The organism is Aquamicrobium terrae, assembly GCF_052978165.1.
Genome location: NZ_JBRKLZ010000001.1, coordinates 1180835 through 1197895, shown reverse-complemented (window position 1 = coordinate 1197895; position 17061 = coordinate 1180835). Strand labels below are relative to the sequence as shown.

At 66.6% G+C, this 17061-nt stretch carries 16 protein-coding genes; 6 read left to right on the top strand and 10 right to left on the bottom strand.

All coding sequences use genetic code 11. The features are described 5' to 3' along the window. Positions 1–52 precede the first annotated feature (52 nt). The 5 genes from ACVCNR_RS05935 to ACVCNR_RS05915 form a co-directional block, all read right to left on the bottom strand. Complete coding sequence (locus ACVCNR_RS05935; RefSeq protein WP_354193892.1) at positions 53–529, bottom strand: DUF992 domain-containing protein; 477 nt, start codon at positions 527–529, stop codon at positions 53–55. Positions 530–687: 158 nt separating this feature from the next. Beyond that, a complete protein-coding gene (locus ACVCNR_RS05930; protein ID WP_447074097.1) occupies positions 688–1524 on the bottom strand; it encodes a tetratricopeptide repeat protein in 837 nt (278 codons plus the stop codon). A gap of 148 nt (positions 1525–1672) precedes the next feature. Continuing rightward, complete coding sequence (rpsU, locus tag ACVCNR_RS05925; RefSeq protein WP_035024510.1) at positions 1673–1921, bottom strand: 30S ribosomal protein S21; 249 nt, start codon at positions 1919–1921, stop codon at positions 1673–1675. Between the two features lie 164 nt (positions 1922–2085). Beyond that, positions 2086–3594, bottom strand: a complete 1509-nt coding sequence (locus ACVCNR_RS05920) for a helicase HerA domain-containing protein (RefSeq protein ID WP_447074096.1) — start codon at positions 3592–3594, stop codon at positions 2086–2088. Positions 3595–3742: 148 nt separating this feature from the next. Continuing rightward, positions 3743–4501 carry an SDR family oxidoreductase gene (locus tag ACVCNR_RS05915; protein WP_447074095.1) on the bottom strand — a complete coding sequence of 253 codons (759 nt, stop codon included), beginning with the start codon at positions 4499–4501 and terminating at the stop codon, positions 3743–3745. Positions 4502–4732: 231 nt separating this feature from the next. On the opposite strand from ACVCNR_RS05915, the gene ACVCNR_RS05910 reads away from it, so the two are divergent. From ACVCNR_RS05910 to ACVCNR_RS05885, 6 genes are all read left to right on the top strand, one after another. Continuing rightward, positions 4733–5986 (top strand): sarcosine oxidase subunit beta, encoded by a 1254-nt coding sequence (locus tag ACVCNR_RS05910; protein ID WP_354193896.1) that lies wholly within the window; start codon positions 4733–4735, stop codon positions 5984–5986. A 10-nt stretch (positions 5987–5996) separates the two neighbouring features. Next, positions 5997–6353, top strand: a complete 357-nt coding sequence (locus ACVCNR_RS05905) for a cupin domain-containing protein (RefSeq protein ID WP_354193897.1) — start codon at positions 5997–5999, stop codon at positions 6351–6353. Between the two features lie 12 nt (positions 6354–6365). Continuing rightward, positions 6366–6662, top strand: coding sequence for a sarcosine oxidase subunit delta (locus ACVCNR_RS05900; RefSeq protein WP_447074094.1), 297 nt, complete (start codon positions 6366–6368; stop codon positions 6660–6662). A gap of 46 nt (positions 6663–6708) precedes the next feature. Further along, on the top strand, positions 6709–9705 hold the full coding sequence (locus ACVCNR_RS05895) for a sarcosine oxidase subunit alpha (protein WP_447074093.1): 2997 nt from the start codon (positions 6709–6711) through the stop codon (positions 9703–9705). After that, a complete protein-coding gene (locus ACVCNR_RS05890) occupies positions 9698–10291 on the top strand; it encodes a sarcosine oxidase subunit gamma (protein ID WP_447074092.1) in 594 nt (197 codons plus the stop codon). Before ACVCNR_RS05895 ends, ACVCNR_RS05890 begins: the two co-directional genes overlap by 8 nt. A gap of 71 nt (positions 10292–10362) precedes the next feature. Next, positions 10363–10590, top strand: coding sequence for a hypothetical protein (locus ACVCNR_RS05885; RefSeq protein WP_447074091.1), 228 nt, complete (start codon positions 10363–10365; stop codon positions 10588–10590). An 88-nt stretch (positions 10591–10678) separates the two neighbouring features. Here ACVCNR_RS05885 and ACVCNR_RS05880 read toward each other — a convergent pair whose 3' ends face one another. From ACVCNR_RS05880 to ACVCNR_RS05860, 5 genes are all read right to left on the bottom strand, one after another. Further along, positions 10679–10918 carry a DUF680 domain-containing protein gene (locus ACVCNR_RS05880; protein WP_447074090.1) on the bottom strand — a complete coding sequence of 80 codons (240 nt, stop codon included), beginning with the start codon at positions 10916–10918 and terminating at the stop codon, positions 10679–10681. A gap of 256 nt (positions 10919–11174) precedes the next feature. Next, positions 11175–12113, bottom strand: a complete 939-nt coding sequence (locus ACVCNR_RS05875; protein WP_447073907.1) for a transposase — start codon at positions 12111–12113, stop codon at positions 11175–11177. Between the two features lie 484 nt (positions 12114–12597). Continuing rightward, complete coding sequence (locus tag ACVCNR_RS05870) at positions 12598–13287, bottom strand: TetR/AcrR family transcriptional regulator (protein WP_447074089.1); 690 nt, start codon at positions 13285–13287, stop codon at positions 12598–12600. Between the two features lie 50 nt (positions 13288–13337). After that, a complete protein-coding gene (locus tag ACVCNR_RS05865) occupies positions 13338–13808 on the bottom strand; it encodes a MaoC family dehydratase (protein WP_447074088.1) in 471 nt (156 codons plus the stop codon). A gap of 109 nt (positions 13809–13917) precedes the next feature. Further along, positions 13918–17046, bottom strand: a complete 3129-nt coding sequence (locus tag ACVCNR_RS05860) for an efflux RND transporter permease subunit (RefSeq protein ID WP_447074087.1) — start codon at positions 17044–17046, stop codon at positions 13918–13920. Between the last annotated feature and the right edge of the window lie 15 nt (positions 17047–17061).

The following is a 17061-nucleotide window of genomic DNA, read 5'->3' as shown; positions in this document are numbered from 1 at the left end:
AAAAAGGGCGGAGCCGGGTCCACCCTTTTCCAGCTCTGGCTGTTTGCCGGACTTACTTCAGCGAATGCACCAGCTCGAGCGACTGCACCGCGACGGCGAGGTTGAGGCCGGTCTGCGCCTGGGCGCTGAGCGGCTGCAACGCATAGGAACGCTGGAAGCCGCCGAGCAACAGGTTGGCGCCGCCGCCGGTGATGACGCTGGCCTCGGCGTTGACGCCGAAATAATTGCCGGCCAGCTTGCCGCTGTCATAGTCGCGGGTGGCGGCCAAGACGGCCCAGGTGAGGCTGCCCTGATGGGTCTTGCCGAGGTCCACCCCCAGCTTGGAGATGATGCCGCTGTAATATTCCGCCGCGCGACCGTCGGACGGCTTGAAGGTGCAGGCCAGTCCCTTGTTGGAGGTGATGAGGTAACCGGTGCCGCCATCGATCTTGCAATCGAGCACGCCAAGCTCGAACTGGCCGGTCGCATTGGCGGCGGCCGTCAGGGACAAGAGGCCGAGGGCGGCAGCGGCGACAAGTTTCTTGATCATGGGAGAACTCCTGGAATCCTGATCGGTCAGTGGCGCAATCGCCATGCCGGTCAACGCTTGGGAGCTTCATACGTTGCGTCGAACCGTGGCGCGATCATGGCGCAGCCGTGTCGATCGGCTGCGGCCCGGTTTACGCATGGTGAGGCGAAGGAAGTCGCCTACTGGGTGCGGGAGAGACCGTCCTTGGCCGGCTGATAGGTCGGCTTGAGGCGCACCGCCTCGCGGTAGGACTTGGCCGCCTTCGCCTTTTCGCCGCGCTGCTCGTAAATCAGCGCCTGGTTGGTCCAGGCCTCGGCGTTCTTGGCATCGAGCTTGATGGCCATGTTGAAGTCGGCGAAGGCGTTGTCCTCCTGCTTCATGGCCAGATAGGAGAGGCCGCGGCCGTTGTAGGGCTCGGAGGCATCGGGCGCCAGCGAGATGGCGGTCGAGAAGTCCTCGATCGCATAGGCATGCTGGCCCTGGCCCTGATAGATCAGGCCGCGATTGTGGTAGGCGCGCGCATCCGTGGTGTCGAGTTGGATCGCCTTCTGGAAGTCGTTGAAGGCTTCCTGCGTGCGGCCGGCCTGCCGGTAGACATTGCCGCGGCCGATATAGGCGGCATCGTAGCTCGGATTGATCTGAAGCGAGCGGTTGTAGTCGGCCATCGCCTTGTTCTGATCGCCCATGAAGCGGTAGATCAGGGCGCGGTTGGCGTAGGCCTGATAGAAATTCGGGTTGAGCGAGATGGCGGTGTCGAAATCCTTGAGCGCCTGCTGGTAGCGGCCGCCGCGGCCATAGGCGGAGCCCCGCACATTATAGGCCTCGGGATCCTGCGGATTGGCGCTCACCACCTGCGTCAGCGAGGAAATGTTCTCGGTGGAAGCCTGCGCGACATCGACATTGGCCAGGTCCACGGCGGGACCGGACTGACAGGACGCCAGCACCAACCCGCCCAAAAGAATGGCGGCCGTGGAAAATCCGTAACGGGCGGCGCGCCGTTCGCTCAATGCTCCCATCGCTGTCTTGTCCTCGCTTTGTCCTGCTGACCCTAGCCCGCCGCTTGCGTCGTGTCCCGGCCAAAAAACCCGCTCAAATACAAAAGGTGGCCGCGACCGGAATCGCGCCACCTCGATAACCCTCGAAAAGGGCGAAAAACAGACCGGATCAGCGCGCGGCGCGGGCTGCCGGGGCCGGACGCGCGGCGCCGGGGAGGAGGCCTTCGCGCTGGGCGCGCTTGCGGGCCAGCTTGCGCGCGCGGCGCACAGCTTCCGCCTTCTCGCGGGCCTTCTTCTCGGACGGCTTCTCGTAGTGACCGCGCATCTTCATTTCACGGAAGATACCTTCGCGCTGCATCTTCTTCTTGAGGGCGCGAAGCGCCTGATCAACATTGTTGTCGCGGACGAGTACCTGCACGGGCGTTCCTGTCTCTCGGGTTAGAATCCATCAAGCGAACGGCCATAGCCGCCAGCCTCCGTGACGGACTCCGCCACGAATTTGCGGCGGCTAGTAGCAGAACGGGGGTTCCTTGTCCATACAAGAAATGGCGATCTGCCGTGGCTTTGCGGGTGTTTGCGCCTCTATTCGGCGGCGTCAGCCGAAGGTGCGGCCTCGTCGGGCGCGTTCGGATCGCCCGGTGCCGTCTCGCAGCCGAGATCGGGGAAGGCCACGACCCGGTTGTTGTGGAAATCGGTGCGGACCACGACGAGGTCGCGTTCCTCGAAATAGGTCAGCAGGCGGCGGGCGCGGCGTGCCGAATGGGTGCCATAGGCGCGCGCCAGCGTGGCGTCGGGCGGGCAGGGGGCGCCGGTGACGGCCGCCTGCGCCACCATCAGGAACACGCCCTGCACATCGTCGGGCAGGTTTTCGGAAAGCTGGAGGGCGAGGGGCCATGCCTCGCCGCCTGCCGTCTTGCGGTCGACGCCGGCGCGGGCGACGGCCAGCCGGCGGCGGAAGGCGGCGAGCTGCAGCGGCTCGCCGGCCACGCGGCGGATGCGGCATCGCACCAGGAAATCCTGGTAGAGAACGGCGTCGGTGCGGAAGCCGGCGTCGGGGTCTTCCAGAATCTCCCTCAGCACCGCATCGATCCCGGCTTCGCGCTCGGCCTCGTCGATTTCGGGGAACATCGGCTCGACCGGCAGCGGCATGGGCGCCGGTTGCGGGCGGGCGAGCTGGGCCATCAGGTCGGCGGTGGGGATGGGCTGGGGAGCCGGCTTGCGCACCGGCATGCGGGCTTCTTCCGGGCCCGGCGTGAAGACGAGGTCGCGGGCGTCCTGCGGCGTTTCCGGCAGGGGCATCAGCCTGGGGCTGACCGAGCGCGCCGAGGTCTCGACATTGCCGATGGTGATCGGCAGCGGGCGGCGCGACATGGCCGGCCCCAGCGCCACGAAGCAGCCGCGCCCAAGGTCGCGGAACATCTCGGCCTGGCGCTTCTCCATGCCAAGGAGATCGGCGGCGCGGGCCATGTCGATGTCGAGGAAGGTGCGGCCCATGAGGAAGTTGGAGGCTTCCGCCGCGACGTTCTTGGCGAGCTTGGCCAGCCGCTGGGTGGCGATGACGCCGGCCAGACCGCGCTTGCGGCCCCGGCACATGAGATTGGTCATGGCGGCGAGCGAGAGGCGGCGCGCCTCGTCGGAGACCTCGCCGGCTGCGGCGGGTGCAAAGAGCTGGGCTTCGTCGACCACCACCAGAACCGGATACCAGTGCTCGCGCTCGGCATCGAACATGCCGCCGAGGAAGGCAGCCGCGGCGCGCATCTGCTGGTCGACGTCCAGCCCTTCCAGATTGAGAACGGCGGAGACGCGATGCTGGCGGATGCGCCCGGCGATGCGGGTCAGCTCTGCCTCGGTGCGCTGGGCGTCGACGACGACATGGCCGAACTTGTCGGCCAGGGTGACGAAATCGCCTTCCGGATCGATGATGCATTGCTGCACCCAGGGTGCGCTCTGCTCCAGCAGGCGGCGCAGAAGATGCGACTTGCCCGAGCCCGAATTGCCCTGCACGAGCAGTCGGGTGGCCAGCAGTTCCTCAAGATCGATCATGGCCGGCTTCCCGGGGGAGGCCGTTCCCATGTCAATGTCGACTCTCATTGCAGCTCCTTAGAGCAATTCCAGCAAAAGTGCGCTGCGGTTTTGCGCTCGGGATTGCGTAGACGAATGATGAAAGCCTTTAGCACTACGCCGCCCGGCTTGCGAAGCTGGGGCGGCGCGATACCCACAGGTGGGATGAGGCCGGGTCTCAGGTGCGGTTGATGGAGACGCCGCCATCGGCCAGCAAAGCCGTGCCGGTGGTGAAGCTCGACGCTTCCGAGGCGAGGAAGAGCGCGGAGCGGGCGATCTCATCCGGCCGTGCGACGCGTTTCAAGGCATGCAGCCCGCGTATGAAGGCCCATTCCTCTTCGGTCGAGGCGGTGGCCATGGGGGTATCGGTGCCGCCGGGGAGCAGGGCGTTGACCCGCAGGCCGCCGGGCCCGTATTCGGCCGCCAGCGCCTTGGTCAGGCCCACGAGCCCGGCCTTGGCTGCGGCATAGGCGGCCATGCCCGGCATGCCGGCGGTGACGCCGACGAAGCTGGCGGTGAAGATGAGCGAGCCGCCGCCGCGGTCGAGCATCGCCGGTATCTGGTGTTTGGCGGCGAAGAAGGCGCTGGTGAGATTGGTGTCGAGCGTCTCGCGCCATGCGGCTTGCGTCATGTCCGGAATGGGGCCCATGCAGCCTGTGGTGCCGGCATTGTTGAAGGCGATGTCGAGGCCGCCGAAGCTGTCGCACGCCATCTCCACCAGCGCCCTGGCATAGGCTTCGTCATTGACGTCCCCGGCAAGGGCGACGGCCTGGCCGCCGCGTTGCCCGATATCGCTTGCGAGGGCGTCGAGTTCCGGTTTGCGTCGCGCTCCGATGACGACGGCCGCGCCCTGTTCGGCGAACAGCCTGGCCGCGGCGCGGCCGATGCCGGAACTGGCTCCGGTGACGATGGCGACCTTGTTGACGAGCGAGAACATGGTTTTCCCTTTCCTGCGTGGATGCCGGCCAAATCCGGCTTCGACGGGAGAGGTGCCAAATCGCCAGTGCCGGAGCCACCCGATACCTGCCCCTCGCGTCGTGGCCTTTCCGGCTCGCGCAAAGCGGCACCTGTCGTCGCAAACAGCGCATGGGGTGGCAGGGCGGTTTGGGTAGTGATAGTGATGGCATCGGCATTGGGGATGTCGCTGCTCATCGCGAGGCGTGGAAAAGTGAAGAAATACTCGGTGTTCGCCATCGCGCGGGAAGCCATGCGCGGTCACAAGGGATGGGAGGCGCAGTGGACGTCGCCGGAGCCGAAGGCCGAGTACGATGTCGTCATCGTCGGTGCCGGCGGCCATGGGCTCGGCACCGCCTATTACCTCGCCAAGGAACACGGCATCACCAATGTGGCGGTGCTGGAGAAGGGCTGGCTCGGCGGCGGCAACACCGGCCGCAACACCACCATCATCCGCTCCAACTACCTCTATGACGAATCGGCCGGCATCTACGACCACGCGCTGAAGCTTTGGGACGGGCTGTCGCAGGACCTCAACTACAACGTCATGTATTCGGCGCGCGGCGTGATGATGCTGGCCCACAACGTCCATGACGTGCAGGTGCTGAAGCGCCATGTCCATGCCAACCGGCTGAACGGCATCGACAATGAGTGGCTGACGCCCGAGCAGGCGAAGGAGTATTGTCCGCCGCTCAACATCTCGCGCGATGCGCGCTATCCGGTGATGGGCGCATCGCTGCAAAGGCGTGGCGGCACCGCGCGCCACGATGCGGTGGCGTGGGGCTATGCGCGCGGCGCTTCCGCGCGCGGCGTCCACATCATCCAGAATTGCGAGGTCACCGGCATCCGGCGCGGGCCGAACGGCGCCGTTACCGGCGTGGAGACCGCGCGCGGCTTCATCGGTGCCAAGAAGATCGGCGTGGTGGCGGCCGGCAACACGTCGGTGGTGATGAACATGGCCGATGTGCGCATGCCGCTGGAAAGCTATCCCTTGCAGGCGCTGGTGTCGGAGCCGGTCAAGCCGGTGGTGCCCTGCGTGATCATGTCCAACACGGTGCACGCCTACATCTCGCAGTCGGACAAGGGCGAACTGGTGATCGGCGCCGGCACCGACCAGTACACCTCCTATTCGCAGGCCGGAGGCCTGCATATCCTCGAACATACGCTGGACGCCATCTGCGAGATGTTCCCGGTGTTCACCCGCATGAAGATGCTGCGCTCCTGGGGCGGCATCGTTGACGTGACGCCCGACCGCTCGCCGATCCTCGCCAAGACGCCGGTCAAGGGGCTCTACGTCAATTGCGGCTGGGGCACCGGCGGCTTCAAGGCGACGCCGGGCTCGGCGCATGTCTTTGCGCACACCATCGCCCGCGACGAGCCGCACCCGATCAACGCCCCGTTCACGCTGGAGCGGTTCCGCACCGGCCGGCTGATCGACGAGGCGGCGGCCGCCGCCGTGGCGCACTGAGGGGCGTGGAATGACCAGTCAGACAGTCAATCTCGCCGAAAAGCTTTCGCTGTTCTCTGAGCGGTGGTCGCCCAAGATCGTTGCCGACTTCAACGGCCACGACGTCATGGTCGTGAAGGTTCTGGGCGAGTTCAACTGGCATTCCCACCCCGATACCGACGATTTCTTTCTCGTCCTGAAAGGCCGGCTGCGCATTCGCCTCAGGGATGGCGACGTCACGCTCGGGCCGGGTGAGCTCTACGTCGTTCCCAAGGGCGTCGAGCATTGTCCGGTGGCCGAGGAGGAAACGCATATCCTCCTTATCGAACCGGCCGGCGTTCCCAATACCGGCGATCCCGCGACGGCCGCCGCGAAAAACCGGATTTGAAGAAAGAAGACCATGCTCCTTATCCGCTGCCCCTATTGCGAGGAAGAACGCCCGGAGATCGAGTTCCGGCATGCCGGCGAGGCGCATATAGCGCGCCCGGCCGACATCGCCTCGATCAGCGACGAGGCGTTCGAGGCCTATTTCTTCATCCGCTCCAACACGCGCGGCACCGTCTACGAGCGCTGGCGCCATATGCATGGCTGCGCGCGCTTCTTCAACGCGGTGCGCGATTCGGTGAGCGACCGTTTCATCATGACCTACAAGGCGGGCGAGCCGAAGCTGAAGAAGCTGCCGGGAGCGGCCAAGTGAGGAGCTTCGCACCGTGCCGCCATCTGTCCGAGGGGACGCATTGACCATGGCCGAATTCTTCCGCCTTCCCGGCAAGGGTCGTCTCGCGCAGGCGAGGACCGCGCGCTTCACCTTCGACGGCAAGAACTACAGCGGCGTGGTCGGCGACACGCTGGCTTCGGCGCTGCTGGCCAACGGCGTTCATCTGGTCGGCCGCTCGTTCAAGTATCACCGGCCGCGCGGCATCCTGTCGGCCGGCGCGGAGGAACCCAATGCGCTGGTCGGCATCCACCGCGATGCCTCGCGCAAGACGCCCAATGTGCGCGCCACGGTGCAGGAGCTTTATGACGGGCTGACGGCGGTGTCGCAGAACCGCTGGCCGTCGCTCGCCCTGGACATGGGCGCGGTCAACGATCTTGCCTCGCCGCTGTTTTCGGCCGGCTTCTACTACAAGACCTTCATGTGGCCGAAGACGGCATGGAAATCCTTCTACGAACCGCGCATCCGCGCCGCCGCCGGCCTCGGCGTGGCGCCGGACCAGCCGGACCCGGACCATTACGCGGCGCGCTTCGCCCATTGCGAGGTGCTGGTGCTGGGCGGCGGGGCCGCGGGCCTTGCCGCGGCGCTTGCGGCGGCCGAGACCGGCGTGCGCGTCGTCATCTGCGACGAGCAGGCCGAACTCGGCGGCTCCCTGCGCTTCGAATCGGGCGCGGTTGTCGACGGGCAGGGCGGCTGGGACTGGGCGCAGGCGGCGGCTGCCAGGCTTGCAGCGATGGACAATGTGCGGGTGCTGACCCGCACCACGGCTTTCGGCTACTACCTCCAGAATTTCATCGGCCTCGCCGAGCGGGTGAGCGACCATCTGTCCAATCCGGAAAGCGGCCTGCCGCGCGAGCGGCTGTGGCAGGTGCGGGCGAAGCGCGTCGTGCTCGCCACCGGCTCCATCGAGCGGCATATGGTGTTCCCCGACAACGACCGGCCGGGCATCATGCTTGCTTCGGCGGCGCGCACCTACCTCAACCACTACGGCGTGGCGGTGGGCAAAAATGTCGGCGTCTACACCGCCAATGACAGCGCCTATGCGGCGGCGATCGACCTGAAGAAGGCCGGCATCAATGTCGCCGCGATCGTCGATTTGCGCGATAATCCGTCCGGCCCGATGGTCGACGAGGCCCGCACGCTCGGCATCGAGATCCATGGCGGGCGCGGCGTGGTCAGGGTCGGCGGGCGGCTGCGCATCAACTCCATGACCGTGAAGCCGAGGACCGGAGGTGACGGCGAGCGCACCATTCCGGTCGATGCGCTTTTGATGTCGGCCGGCTGGACGCCTTCGGTCCACCTGTTCTCGCAGTCGCGCGGCAAGGTTGCCTTCAACGACGAGGTGAAGCGCTTCCTGCCCGGCACCTATGCGCAGGACTGCATCTCGGCCGGCGCCTGCAACGGCACGGACGGCCTGGCCGCCACCATCGACGAGGCCTATGCGGCCGGCGCGAAGGCGGCGAAGGAGGCCGGCGGCAAGGCGGCCAAGGTTGCCAAGCCGAAGGTGGAGTCCAGCGAGAACTGGTCGCGCGGCATGCTGGGTGCGGGGCCGGGCGCGGAAGCCGGCACCACGGTCAAGGCCTTCGTGGACTTCCAGAACGACGTGACGGCCAAGGACATCCGCCAGGCGGTACACGAGGGCATGCATTCCATCGAGCATGTCAAGCGCTTCACCACCAACGGCATGGCGACCGATCAGGGCAAGACCTCCAACATGCATGGCCTTGCCATTGCCGCGGAAGAACTCAGCAAAGCCATTCCTCAAGTGGGTCTGACGACGTTCCGCGCGCCGTACACGCCGGTGACCTTCGGCACCATCGTCGGCCATGCGCGGGGCAGGCTGTTCGAGCCGACGCGGCGCACCGCCATGCATGGCTGGGCCGAGCGTCACGGCGCGGTGTTCGAGGATGTCGGCCAGTGGAAGCGTGCCTGGTACTTCCCGCGCGCCGGCGAGGACATGCATGCCGCCGTCAACCGCGAATGCGTGACAGTGCGCAAGAGTGCCGGCCTGTTCGATGCCTCCACCCTCGGCAAGATCGAGGTGGTGGGGCCGGATGCGGCGGCCTTCATGGAACTGATGTACACCAATCCGTGGCAGAAGCTGGAAGTCGGCCGCTGCCGCTATGGCGTGATGCTGCGCGAGGACGGCTTCATCTATGACGACGGTGTGGTCGGGCGCCTGGCCGAGGATCGCTTCCATGTGACGACGACGACCGGCGGTGCGGCGCGCGTCATGAACCACATGGAAGACTATCTCCAGACCGAGTTCCCGCATCTGAAGGTGTGGCTGACCTCGATCTCCGAGCAATGGGCGGTGATCGCCGTGCAGGGTCCGAAAAGCCGCGACATCATCGCGCCGCTGGTCGAGGGCATCGACCTTTCCGACGAGGCCATGCCGCATATGTCGGTGCGCGAGGGCAGGATCTGCGGCGTGCCGACGCGGCTGTTCCGCATGTCGTTCTCCGGCGAGCGCGGCTTCGAGGTCAACGTGCCCGCCGACTATGGCGAAGCGGTGTGGGAGGCGCTGTGGGCGGAAGGGCAGAAGCACGACGCCTGTGCCTACGGCACCGAGACCATGCATGTGCTGCGCGCCGAGAAGGGCTACATCATCGTCGGACAGGACACGGATGGCACGGTGACACCCAACGATGCCGGCCTCGACTGGGCGGTGGGCAAGAAGAAGGCCGATTTCGTCGGCATACGCGGGCTGAAGCGGCCCGATCTGCTGGCCGAGGGGCGCAGGCAACTCGTCGGGCTCAGGACCCGCGATCCCAATGTGGTGCTGGAGGAGGGCGCGCAGGTCGTCGCCGACCCGAAGCAGCCGGTGCCGATGAAGATGATCGGCCACGTCACCTCCAGCTACTGGTCGGAAAATTGCGGCCATTCCATCGCGCTGGCGCTGGTCGAGGGCGGGCGCAAGCGCCTGGGCGAAACGCTTTACGTGCCCATGCCGGACCGCACCATCGAGGTGGAGGTCACCGGCATGGTGTTCTTCGACGAGAAGGGGGAGCGCCTCAATGGCTAAGGCGGCAGCAAAGACTGTGCAGGCGGGCGCGGCGGCAGAGCGGCGTCCGGCTCTGGCCGGGCAGGAAGTTCTGGCCAGCGGGGTGAAGGTGACGGTGCTGCCGCCGGCGAACCGCGTGTCGCTGCGCGCCCCGGAGGAAGCCGTCGGTTCGCTGTCGCGGGCGCTGGGCGTCACCCTGCCACAAAAGCCCAAGACGTCCGCCGGCAAGACGTCCGCCGGCAAGGCGGGCCGCACGGTGCTGTGGCTTGGTCCCGACGAATGGTTCGTCATCGACGAGAAGGGCGGCGATGCGCTGGCCGATTGTGGCAAGGCCAAGGGCCTGCATTCGGCGGTCGACGTTTCGCACCGCAACGTCGCCTTCGCGGTGAGCGGGCCGGCGGCGGAAACCGCGATAGAAGCGGGATGCCCGCAGGACCTGGCACTGGCGGCGTTCGCCGTGGGCGCCTGCTCGCGCACGGTGCTCGGCAAGGCTGAAATCCTGCTCCACCGGGTGGGGGAGCAGGAATTCCGGGTGGAATGCTGGCGCTCCTTCTCCGACTACGTCTTCGGCCTGCTGGCGGAAGGCGCTCGCGACGCGGCCGCCTGAGGGAACCCGAGGCGGGGGAAGCGGGTTTCTCCTGAAGCCCCTTTAATGGGCGCCCCCGGGGAGAAACTGGAATGGCAAGCAACGCAAAACCGGCAAGCGCAGCACGCGGCAAGACAGCGGCGGTCAAGTCGCTCGAAAAGGAGCGAAAGGCCCATGACGCCATGGAAGAACTGGAGGAGGGCCTGGAAGATACGTTCCCGGCCAGCGATCCGGTTTCGGTGACGTCATCGGCCATTCCCGGCGGACCGAAGAAGCCCGGACAGTCCAAGACGGTGCCGGGCCGCAAGCCGGGTCGCTGACCGCATATCTTCCGGGACGGGCTGGTGAATCAAAACGGGCGGCCGAAAGCCGCCCGCCGTCTGGATTCATCCGGTCGTCAACAGCGAATCAGAGGCCCGGAACCCACGGGCTGACGTCGATGCCGAGACGCGGGCGAGCAGTCTTGTGTTGCGAGTCGGTCTTGTCGATCGAACCTGTCGACGCGCAATCGATCTTCACTTTCTTGCCGGACGCCGGGTCGACCGCGACGCAGACCGTCGCGGGAGTGGTCGATGCCGGCTGGGAAGCAGCCATGCTGACGCCCGACAGGGCGAGCAGGGCGGACAAGGCAACTATGGCGGTCTTCATGATCTTTCTCCGATCATCGTACGTGTATTTTATGGCGTACATGTACATTATACCGGAGGCGACTTCAAGTGAAATTCGTACATGTACGAATTAAGGGGGCCGGATTTCCTCACACCGACCGAACTGTGTCGCCCCGCCGCCATCTCTCTCTCCCGCAAAGGGGGAAGGAGGGGGTCGACGTGTCCTTCCTTCGCGAAGGCGGGAGATGGGAGCGTTTTTCCGGACCTAAATTGCTCCGGCAAATACTCCATCGTCATCAACTCTGATGGTTTTGATTGTCTCTGAGCCTTGCGTTGAGGGTTATGATGATCTTTCGCATGGTCGCTGCGATTGCGAGGATCGGTGGTTTTCCGTTGGCGATGAGGGGCGCGTAGAAGGCGGCGAACTCGCCTTGTCCGGCAGCGGCGCGCAAGGCCGGCATGAAGAGTGCGGTCCTGACCTGCGGTCTGCCGCCGCGCTGGCGTCGCCGGCCCCTTGCTGTGCCGCTCTCGTTGGGGTGCGGGGCGGTGCCGGCCAGCGCTGCGGCCTGTCGGCGCTGGAGATGGCCGAGCTCGGGCATCAGGGCGAGGATCGTCACGGCGCTGACCGTGCCGATGCCGTTCATGCCGGTGCAGATGGCGACGCGGTGGCGCAGGCCCGCGTTTTGCGCCACCAGCGCGGCGATCGCCCGCTCGAGCGCCGCGATCTGCCGGGTGATTGTTGCGAGCATGGCCCGAAACGAGGCGGCCATCGCCCTGGCACCGGGTGCCCGTGACCGGTTCTGCTCGGCAACCTTGAATGCGACCAGGTCGGCCCTTCGGCGCACGAGGGCCTGCATCTGCGTCTCGTCGGCGTCGGGCGCCTGCCACAAGGGCAGCTTCGTCCAGCGCTCGCGTCCATAGGCGGCCATCTGCGCGGCGTCGATGGCGTCGCTTTTGCCCAGCGTTCCGAAGGAGCGGATGAAGGCCTTGAGCCTGAGCGTGTCGGCGCGGTGGCAGGCGATGCCGGCCCTCAGGCACTCTTCCAGGAGCAGCAACTCGTAGCCGCCCGTCGGTTCGCACACGACGAGATCGGGGCGGCTGGTCCTGAGCAGCGAGCGGATGGCTGCGCGGCTGTTGGCGACAGTCGCAGCCGTGATGCCGTCATCGACGGCCAGCCGGTCCCTGGCGACATCGACACCGAGGCAGCGGACGGGCGCATGGTGCAGGAAGGTCATGACGGTGCTATCCTTTGCAGGCTTCGGATTGTTTGCGGGCGTGGTGGTGGGCCAGAGGCCCGATCAACTCTCCAAGCGGGGGTGCAAAGGCGGCAGAGACCTTGATGACGTCGGGTGTCGGCCCGATCCCGGAACCGGTCGCCTGCCGCCGAGGCTGCGGGTTTGCAGGCCCGCAGCCTCGCTGCTCAACCTACCCGATATCGATCAAACAATCCCGGAAGTCTGCATGAGCGAAGCGAAGGCGGGCTCTCCGGGATCCACTCCGTGACCTTGCCTGCACAGCGGCCAACCGTCACCCGACCGGCATGGATCCCGGCTGGCGGTCGCTGACGTTCCCTTGGCCGGGATGACGAGCGCTTCAAATCCACCAGTCAAACCTGAATACTGCCCCCCTATGGGGAGGTAATATCGGAGCCGGGAACCTGCCGTGACGCCTCCCGGCTCGCGGGCAGGGTGAGAGAGCCGCGCGTGAAGACGGCCTTTCCTACGTCCCGTTCGGCCGGCAGGATCTGCCGGGATTGTCGCTGAGTGGCGGCACGTCCTGTCCGCTCAGGCCCTTGAGCGCAAGGTCGCACATGCGCTTCACATAGGCTTCGCGGTCGCCGAAGGCGTGGAAGGGGAAGGTGATGAGCAGCGAGATGGTGCCATGGCCCACGCTCCACAACATGGTGGCGATGGCGAAGGGGTCGCCCTTGAGGTGGCCCGCGGCTATGCAGGCTTCGACGCGGCCGAGCAGCGCCTGCATGGCAGGATTGTTGGCGTCCAGTTCCTCGAAGGTCATGCCGGCCGGCGGGCGGGTCTTCTCGGTCATGAAGACGGTGCGGTATTCGTTGGGATTGCCGAGGCCGAAGGCCGCATATTCGGCCATCACCGCCCGCAGCGCCTCCAGCGGATCGTCGGCGGTGTTCTCCTCGATCCGGCGCGCCAGGATTTCGAACCGGTCCTGCGCCAGCGCCAGCAGGATATCCTGCTTGTCGGCGAAATAGGAATAGACCGACATCGGCGCATAGCCGACCCGCTTGGCCAGCTTGCGGATGGTCAGGCCCTCATAGCCCTCTTCCTGCACGAGCTGGCGCGCGGCGGCGATCAGGTCGGATCGCAGCGTCTCCTTGTGTCGCTCGCGGCGCTGCTGCACGGCCGACGACACGCTCTTGCCTTTGCGGGTATCCTCCACGGGTTTGAATATATCCCTCATGCGAGCGGGGGCAAGCCCGTGCCGCGGCGTCAGGCTTCGGGCTCGACGAAGGTCAGCGTCAGCCAGCGCGCGGTGAGCGCCGGCTTCTTCGAGCCCTCGATCTCCACCGTCACGTCATGGGTGACCTGCACCCAGCCGGAGGGGCGGGCCTTGACGTCGGCCAGCACGAAGCGGGCGCGGATCAGCGAGCCGGTCCTGACCGGCGCCATGAAGCGGATCTCGTCGAAGCCGTGATTGACCCCCATCTTGCCCTTGTCCAGCGGCGGCAGGGTCTCGAAGGTCATGGCCGAGAGGAGGGACAGAAGCAGGAAGCCGTGGGCGATGGTGCCGCCGAAGGGGGTTTCGCGCGCCGCGCGTTCGGGATCGCAATGGATGAACTGGTGATCGTCGGTCGCGTCGGCGAACTGGTCGATCATCGTCTGGGTGACCGCCCGCCATGGCGAGACGCCGACTTCCTTGCCGACGCTGGCCAGAAGCTGGTCGAGTGTGATCGGTTCCATGCGGGTGCCTTCTCCTGATCCCGGAATCGGTTGTCGCCCGGGCAGGAGCAATACAGGGCCGTGCCGGCCCTGTCATCCGCGCAATGGTGCCGCGCGGTGCGAGAACGACCTATTCGGCCGGCTCGACATTGGTGTAGGCGGCTTCTTCCAGCTCTCTGCGCAGGCGGTTCTGCTCCTGCACCTTGGGCGTTACGAAGCGGCCGAGCAGCAGATAGGCGACCGGCGTGAGGAACAGGGTGGAGACGGTGGCGAGGCCGAGGCCGCCGACGATGACCCAGCCGAGCGCGATGCGCGCCTCGGCACCGGCGCCGCTGGCCAGCACCAGCGGCAGGCCGCCGAGCACGGTGCAGATCATGGTCATCATCACTGGGCGCAGGCGCACATTGGCCGCCTCCTCGATGGCTTGCCGTACGTCCAGACCGCGGTCGCGGAGCTGGTTGGCGAATTCCACGATGAGGATGCCGTTCTTGGCCATCACGCCCACCAGCAGCACCAGCCCGATCTGGCTGTAGGCGTTGAGGCTGGTGCCGGTGAGGATCAGCGCGAAGATGGCGCAGGCGAGACCCAGCGGCACCGTCGCCATGATGATGATGGCCGAGACGAAGCTTTCGAACTGGGCGGCCAGCACCAGAAGGATGATGACCAGCGCGAAGCCGAACACGGTGATCATGCCGGTATTGGTCTCGCCCAGCGTGGCGGCTTCGGCCAGCGGCAGCAGGCGCGCGCCCGATGGCATCAGCGGCTCGGCGATGCGGCGCGCCTCGCCAAGCGCGTCGCCGAGGGCGAAGTCGGCGCGCAGGTCGGTGGTGATGGCCACCGAGGCCTGCCGTTGCTCGCGCGTCAGGGTGGGCGGCACCGACCTCTCGGTCAGGGTGGCGATGGTCGACATCGGCACGAAGCGGCCGTCGCCGGTCTTGAGGAAGATGTTCTCCAGATCGGTCGGATCGTTGATCGGGTTGGTGGTCGACACCAGTTTCACGCCGAAGGCGCGGTCGCCGACATAGACGTCGCCGATGTCGTTGCCGTCGAGCATGGCTTGCAGCGTGGTGGCAAGGCCGGTGATGTCGATGCCGAGGTCGGAGGCGCGCTCGCGATCGATGGCGACGGAAAGCTGCGGCTGCGAAGGGTCGATGGACAGGCGCGGCTGCTCGAAGCGCGGGTCCTGTTCCATGGTGGCGATGATGCGGTCGGCGGCCTGGCTCAGCGCCGTGCGGTCGTTGCCCACCAGCGCGAATTGCAGGCCGTTGCCGGCGCCGCGGATGCCGAGGCTGTTCGGCTGCACGGGAAACACGCGCACGGCCGGCATCTGGCGGGTAAGGCCGTTGATCTCCGACCAGATCTCCTGCTGGCTGCGGGTCCGGTTTTCCCACGGCGCCAGGGTGACGACCATGAAGCCGCTGTTGTAGTTGCCGTTGTTGCCGGCGAACTGGAAGGTGCTTTCGATCTCGCCGGTGCGGCGCATCGGCTCGATCAGGTCCTCGATGGTGCGCATCTGCGCGGCCGTGTAGTCGAGGCTCACCCCCTGCGGGGCGCTGACACGCAGCAGGACGGCCGAGCGGTCCTCGGTCGGGGTCAGTTCCTGCCGGATCGTGCCGAACAGGATGACAGCCAGGCCGGCGAACAGGACGGCCACCAGAACCACCAGCCACGGGGCGTTGAGGCAGGCGGCGAGGCAGCGCTTGTAGAGCGCGCCGAGCCTGGAGCCGATGCGGCCGCCGATGCCGGTGCCCCCTTCATGGTGGAGCGCGGCGGAGGTGAGCATGCGCGAGGCGAGCATGGGGCACAGCGTCAGCGCCACCACGCAGGAAAGCAGCACCGAAATCGCCAGCACGAAGCCGAATTCGCGGAACAGGCCACCGGTCTGGCCCGGCATGAAGGAGATCGGCACGAAGACGGCGACCAGCGTGGCGGTGGTGGCCACGACGGCGAAGAACACCTCCTGGGTGCCGAGCACGGCGGCCGCGCGGGGGCCGAGCCCCTGGTTGCGGCGGCGCACGATGTTTTCCAGCACCACGATGGCGTCGTCGACGACAAGGCCGGTGGCGAGCACCAGCGCAAGCAGGGTGAGGATGTTGATGGAGAAGCCGGCCAGGTAGATCGCCGCGATGGTTCCGATCATGGCCACGGGCATGGACAGGCCGGGGATGAGCGTGGCGCGCCAGTCGAGCAGGAAGGCGTAGATGACGATCAGCACGATCGACACCGCCAGCACCAGCGCGATCTCGACCTCGTGCACGGCGCCGTTGACGAACACCGCGTCGTCCGAGGTGACCTTGATGGTCATGCCCCCGGGCAGGTTCTGCTGGATGGTGCCGACCGCGGCCCTCACGCCCTCGGAAATGTCGAGCGTGTTGGATTCGGCGGCGCGCACGATGCCGATGCCGATGCCCGCCTTGCCGTCCGAGCGCAGCATGCTCTGCCCGATGTCGGGGCCGAGCGTGACCGTCGCCACGTCGCCGATGCGGGTGCTGCCGTCGATATAGAGCTGCTCGAAGGCTTCCGGCGTGTTGACCTCGGCGGTGGTGCGCACGATCAGATTCTGGTCGGAGGTGGTGATGGAGCCGGCCGGCGTGTCGAAGGCGACGGAGCCCAGGGCCTGGCGCAGGTCCGCCACGGTGAAGCCGAGGCTGGCGAGGCGTGCCTGGTTGACGTCGATGCGGAAGATCTTCTCGCGGTCGCCATAAATCTGCACGTCGGCCACGCCCGGCACGGCGGCCAGCGCGTCCTCGATCTGGTCCTCGACGATGACGGTCATGTCCTCGACCGACATGTTGTCCGAGGTGACGGCGAGCCGCATGACGGCTTCGGCATTGGCGTCGGCCTTGACGATGCGCGGCGCGTCCGCCTCGTCCGGCAACTGGTTGGTGACGCGGGCCACGGCGTCGCGCACGTCGGAGGCCGCGACATTGAGGTCGACGCCGTCGTTGAACTCGATGGTGATGCGGCTGGAGCCGAAGGAGGAGCGCGACGAGATCGACTTCACGCCCGAGACGCGCGCCACCGCGCTTTCGATGACGTCGGTCATCTCGCGGTCGACGGTTTCGGCGGCCGCACCCGTGAAGTCGGTGTTGACCGAAATCACCGCGCGGTCGACGTCGGGCAATTCGCGTACCTCGACCCCGTAGAAGGCGGCGATGCCGGCCACGGCGATCAGCGTGTTGAGCACGAAGGCCAGCACGGGACGGCGGATGAACAACGCCGTCAGGCCGGCTTCGCCATTCTTGATCTCATCGTTCATGCCGTGCTCTCGTCA

Excerpts from the sequence above, each read along its gene's own strand:
- ACVCNR_RS05905 (WP_354193897.1), top strand. The coding sequence starts at position 5,997 with ATGACCAGTCAGACAGTCAATCTCGCCGAAAAGCTTTCGCTGTTCTCT.
- ACVCNR_RS05920 (WP_447074096.1), bottom strand. The coding sequence starts at position 3,594 with ATGAGAGTCGACATTGACATGGGAACGGCCTCCCCCGGGAAGCCGGCC.
- ACVCNR_RS05915 (WP_447074095.1), bottom strand. The coding sequence starts at position 4,501 with ATGTTCTCGCTCGTCAACAAGGTCGCCATCGTCACCGGAGCCAGTTCC.
- ACVCNR_RS05895 (WP_447074093.1), top strand. The coding sequence starts at position 6,709 with ATGGCCGAATTCTTCCGCCTTCCCGGCAAGGGTCGTCTCGCGCAGGCG.
- ACVCNR_RS05880 (WP_447074090.1), bottom strand. The coding sequence starts at position 10,918 with ATGAAGACCGCCATAGTTGCCTTGTCCGCCCTGCTCGCCCTGTCGGGC.
- ACVCNR_RS05930 (WP_447074097.1), bottom strand. The coding sequence starts at position 1,524 with ATGGGAGCATTGAGCGAACGGCGCGCCGCCCGTTACGGATTTTCCACG.
- ACVCNR_RS05900 (WP_447074094.1), top strand. The coding sequence starts at position 6,366 with ATGCTCCTTATCCGCTGCCCCTATTGCGAGGAAGAACGCCCGGAGATC.
- ACVCNR_RS05865 (WP_447074088.1), bottom strand. The coding sequence starts at position 13,808 with ATGGAACCGATCACACTCGACCAGCTTCTGGCCAGCGTCGGCAAGGAA.
- ACVCNR_RS05875 (WP_447073907.1), bottom strand. The coding sequence starts at position 12,113 with ATGACCTTCCTGCACCATGCGCCCGTCCGCTGCCTCGGTGTCGATGTC.
- ACVCNR_RS05890 (WP_447074092.1), top strand. The coding sequence starts at position 9,698 with ATGGCTAAGGCGGCAGCAAAGACTGTGCAGGCGGGCGCGGCGGCAGAG.
- ACVCNR_RS05935 (WP_354193892.1), bottom strand. The coding sequence starts at position 529 with ATGATCAAGAAACTTGTCGCCGCTGCCGCCCTCGGCCTCTTGTCCCTG.
- ACVCNR_RS05860 (WP_447074087.1), bottom strand. The coding sequence starts at position 17,046 with ATGAACGATGAGATCAAGAATGGCGAAGCCGGCCTGACGGCGTTGTTC.
- ACVCNR_RS05885 (WP_447074091.1), top strand. The coding sequence starts at position 10,363 with ATGGCAAGCAACGCAAAACCGGCAAGCGCAGCACGCGGCAAGACAGCG.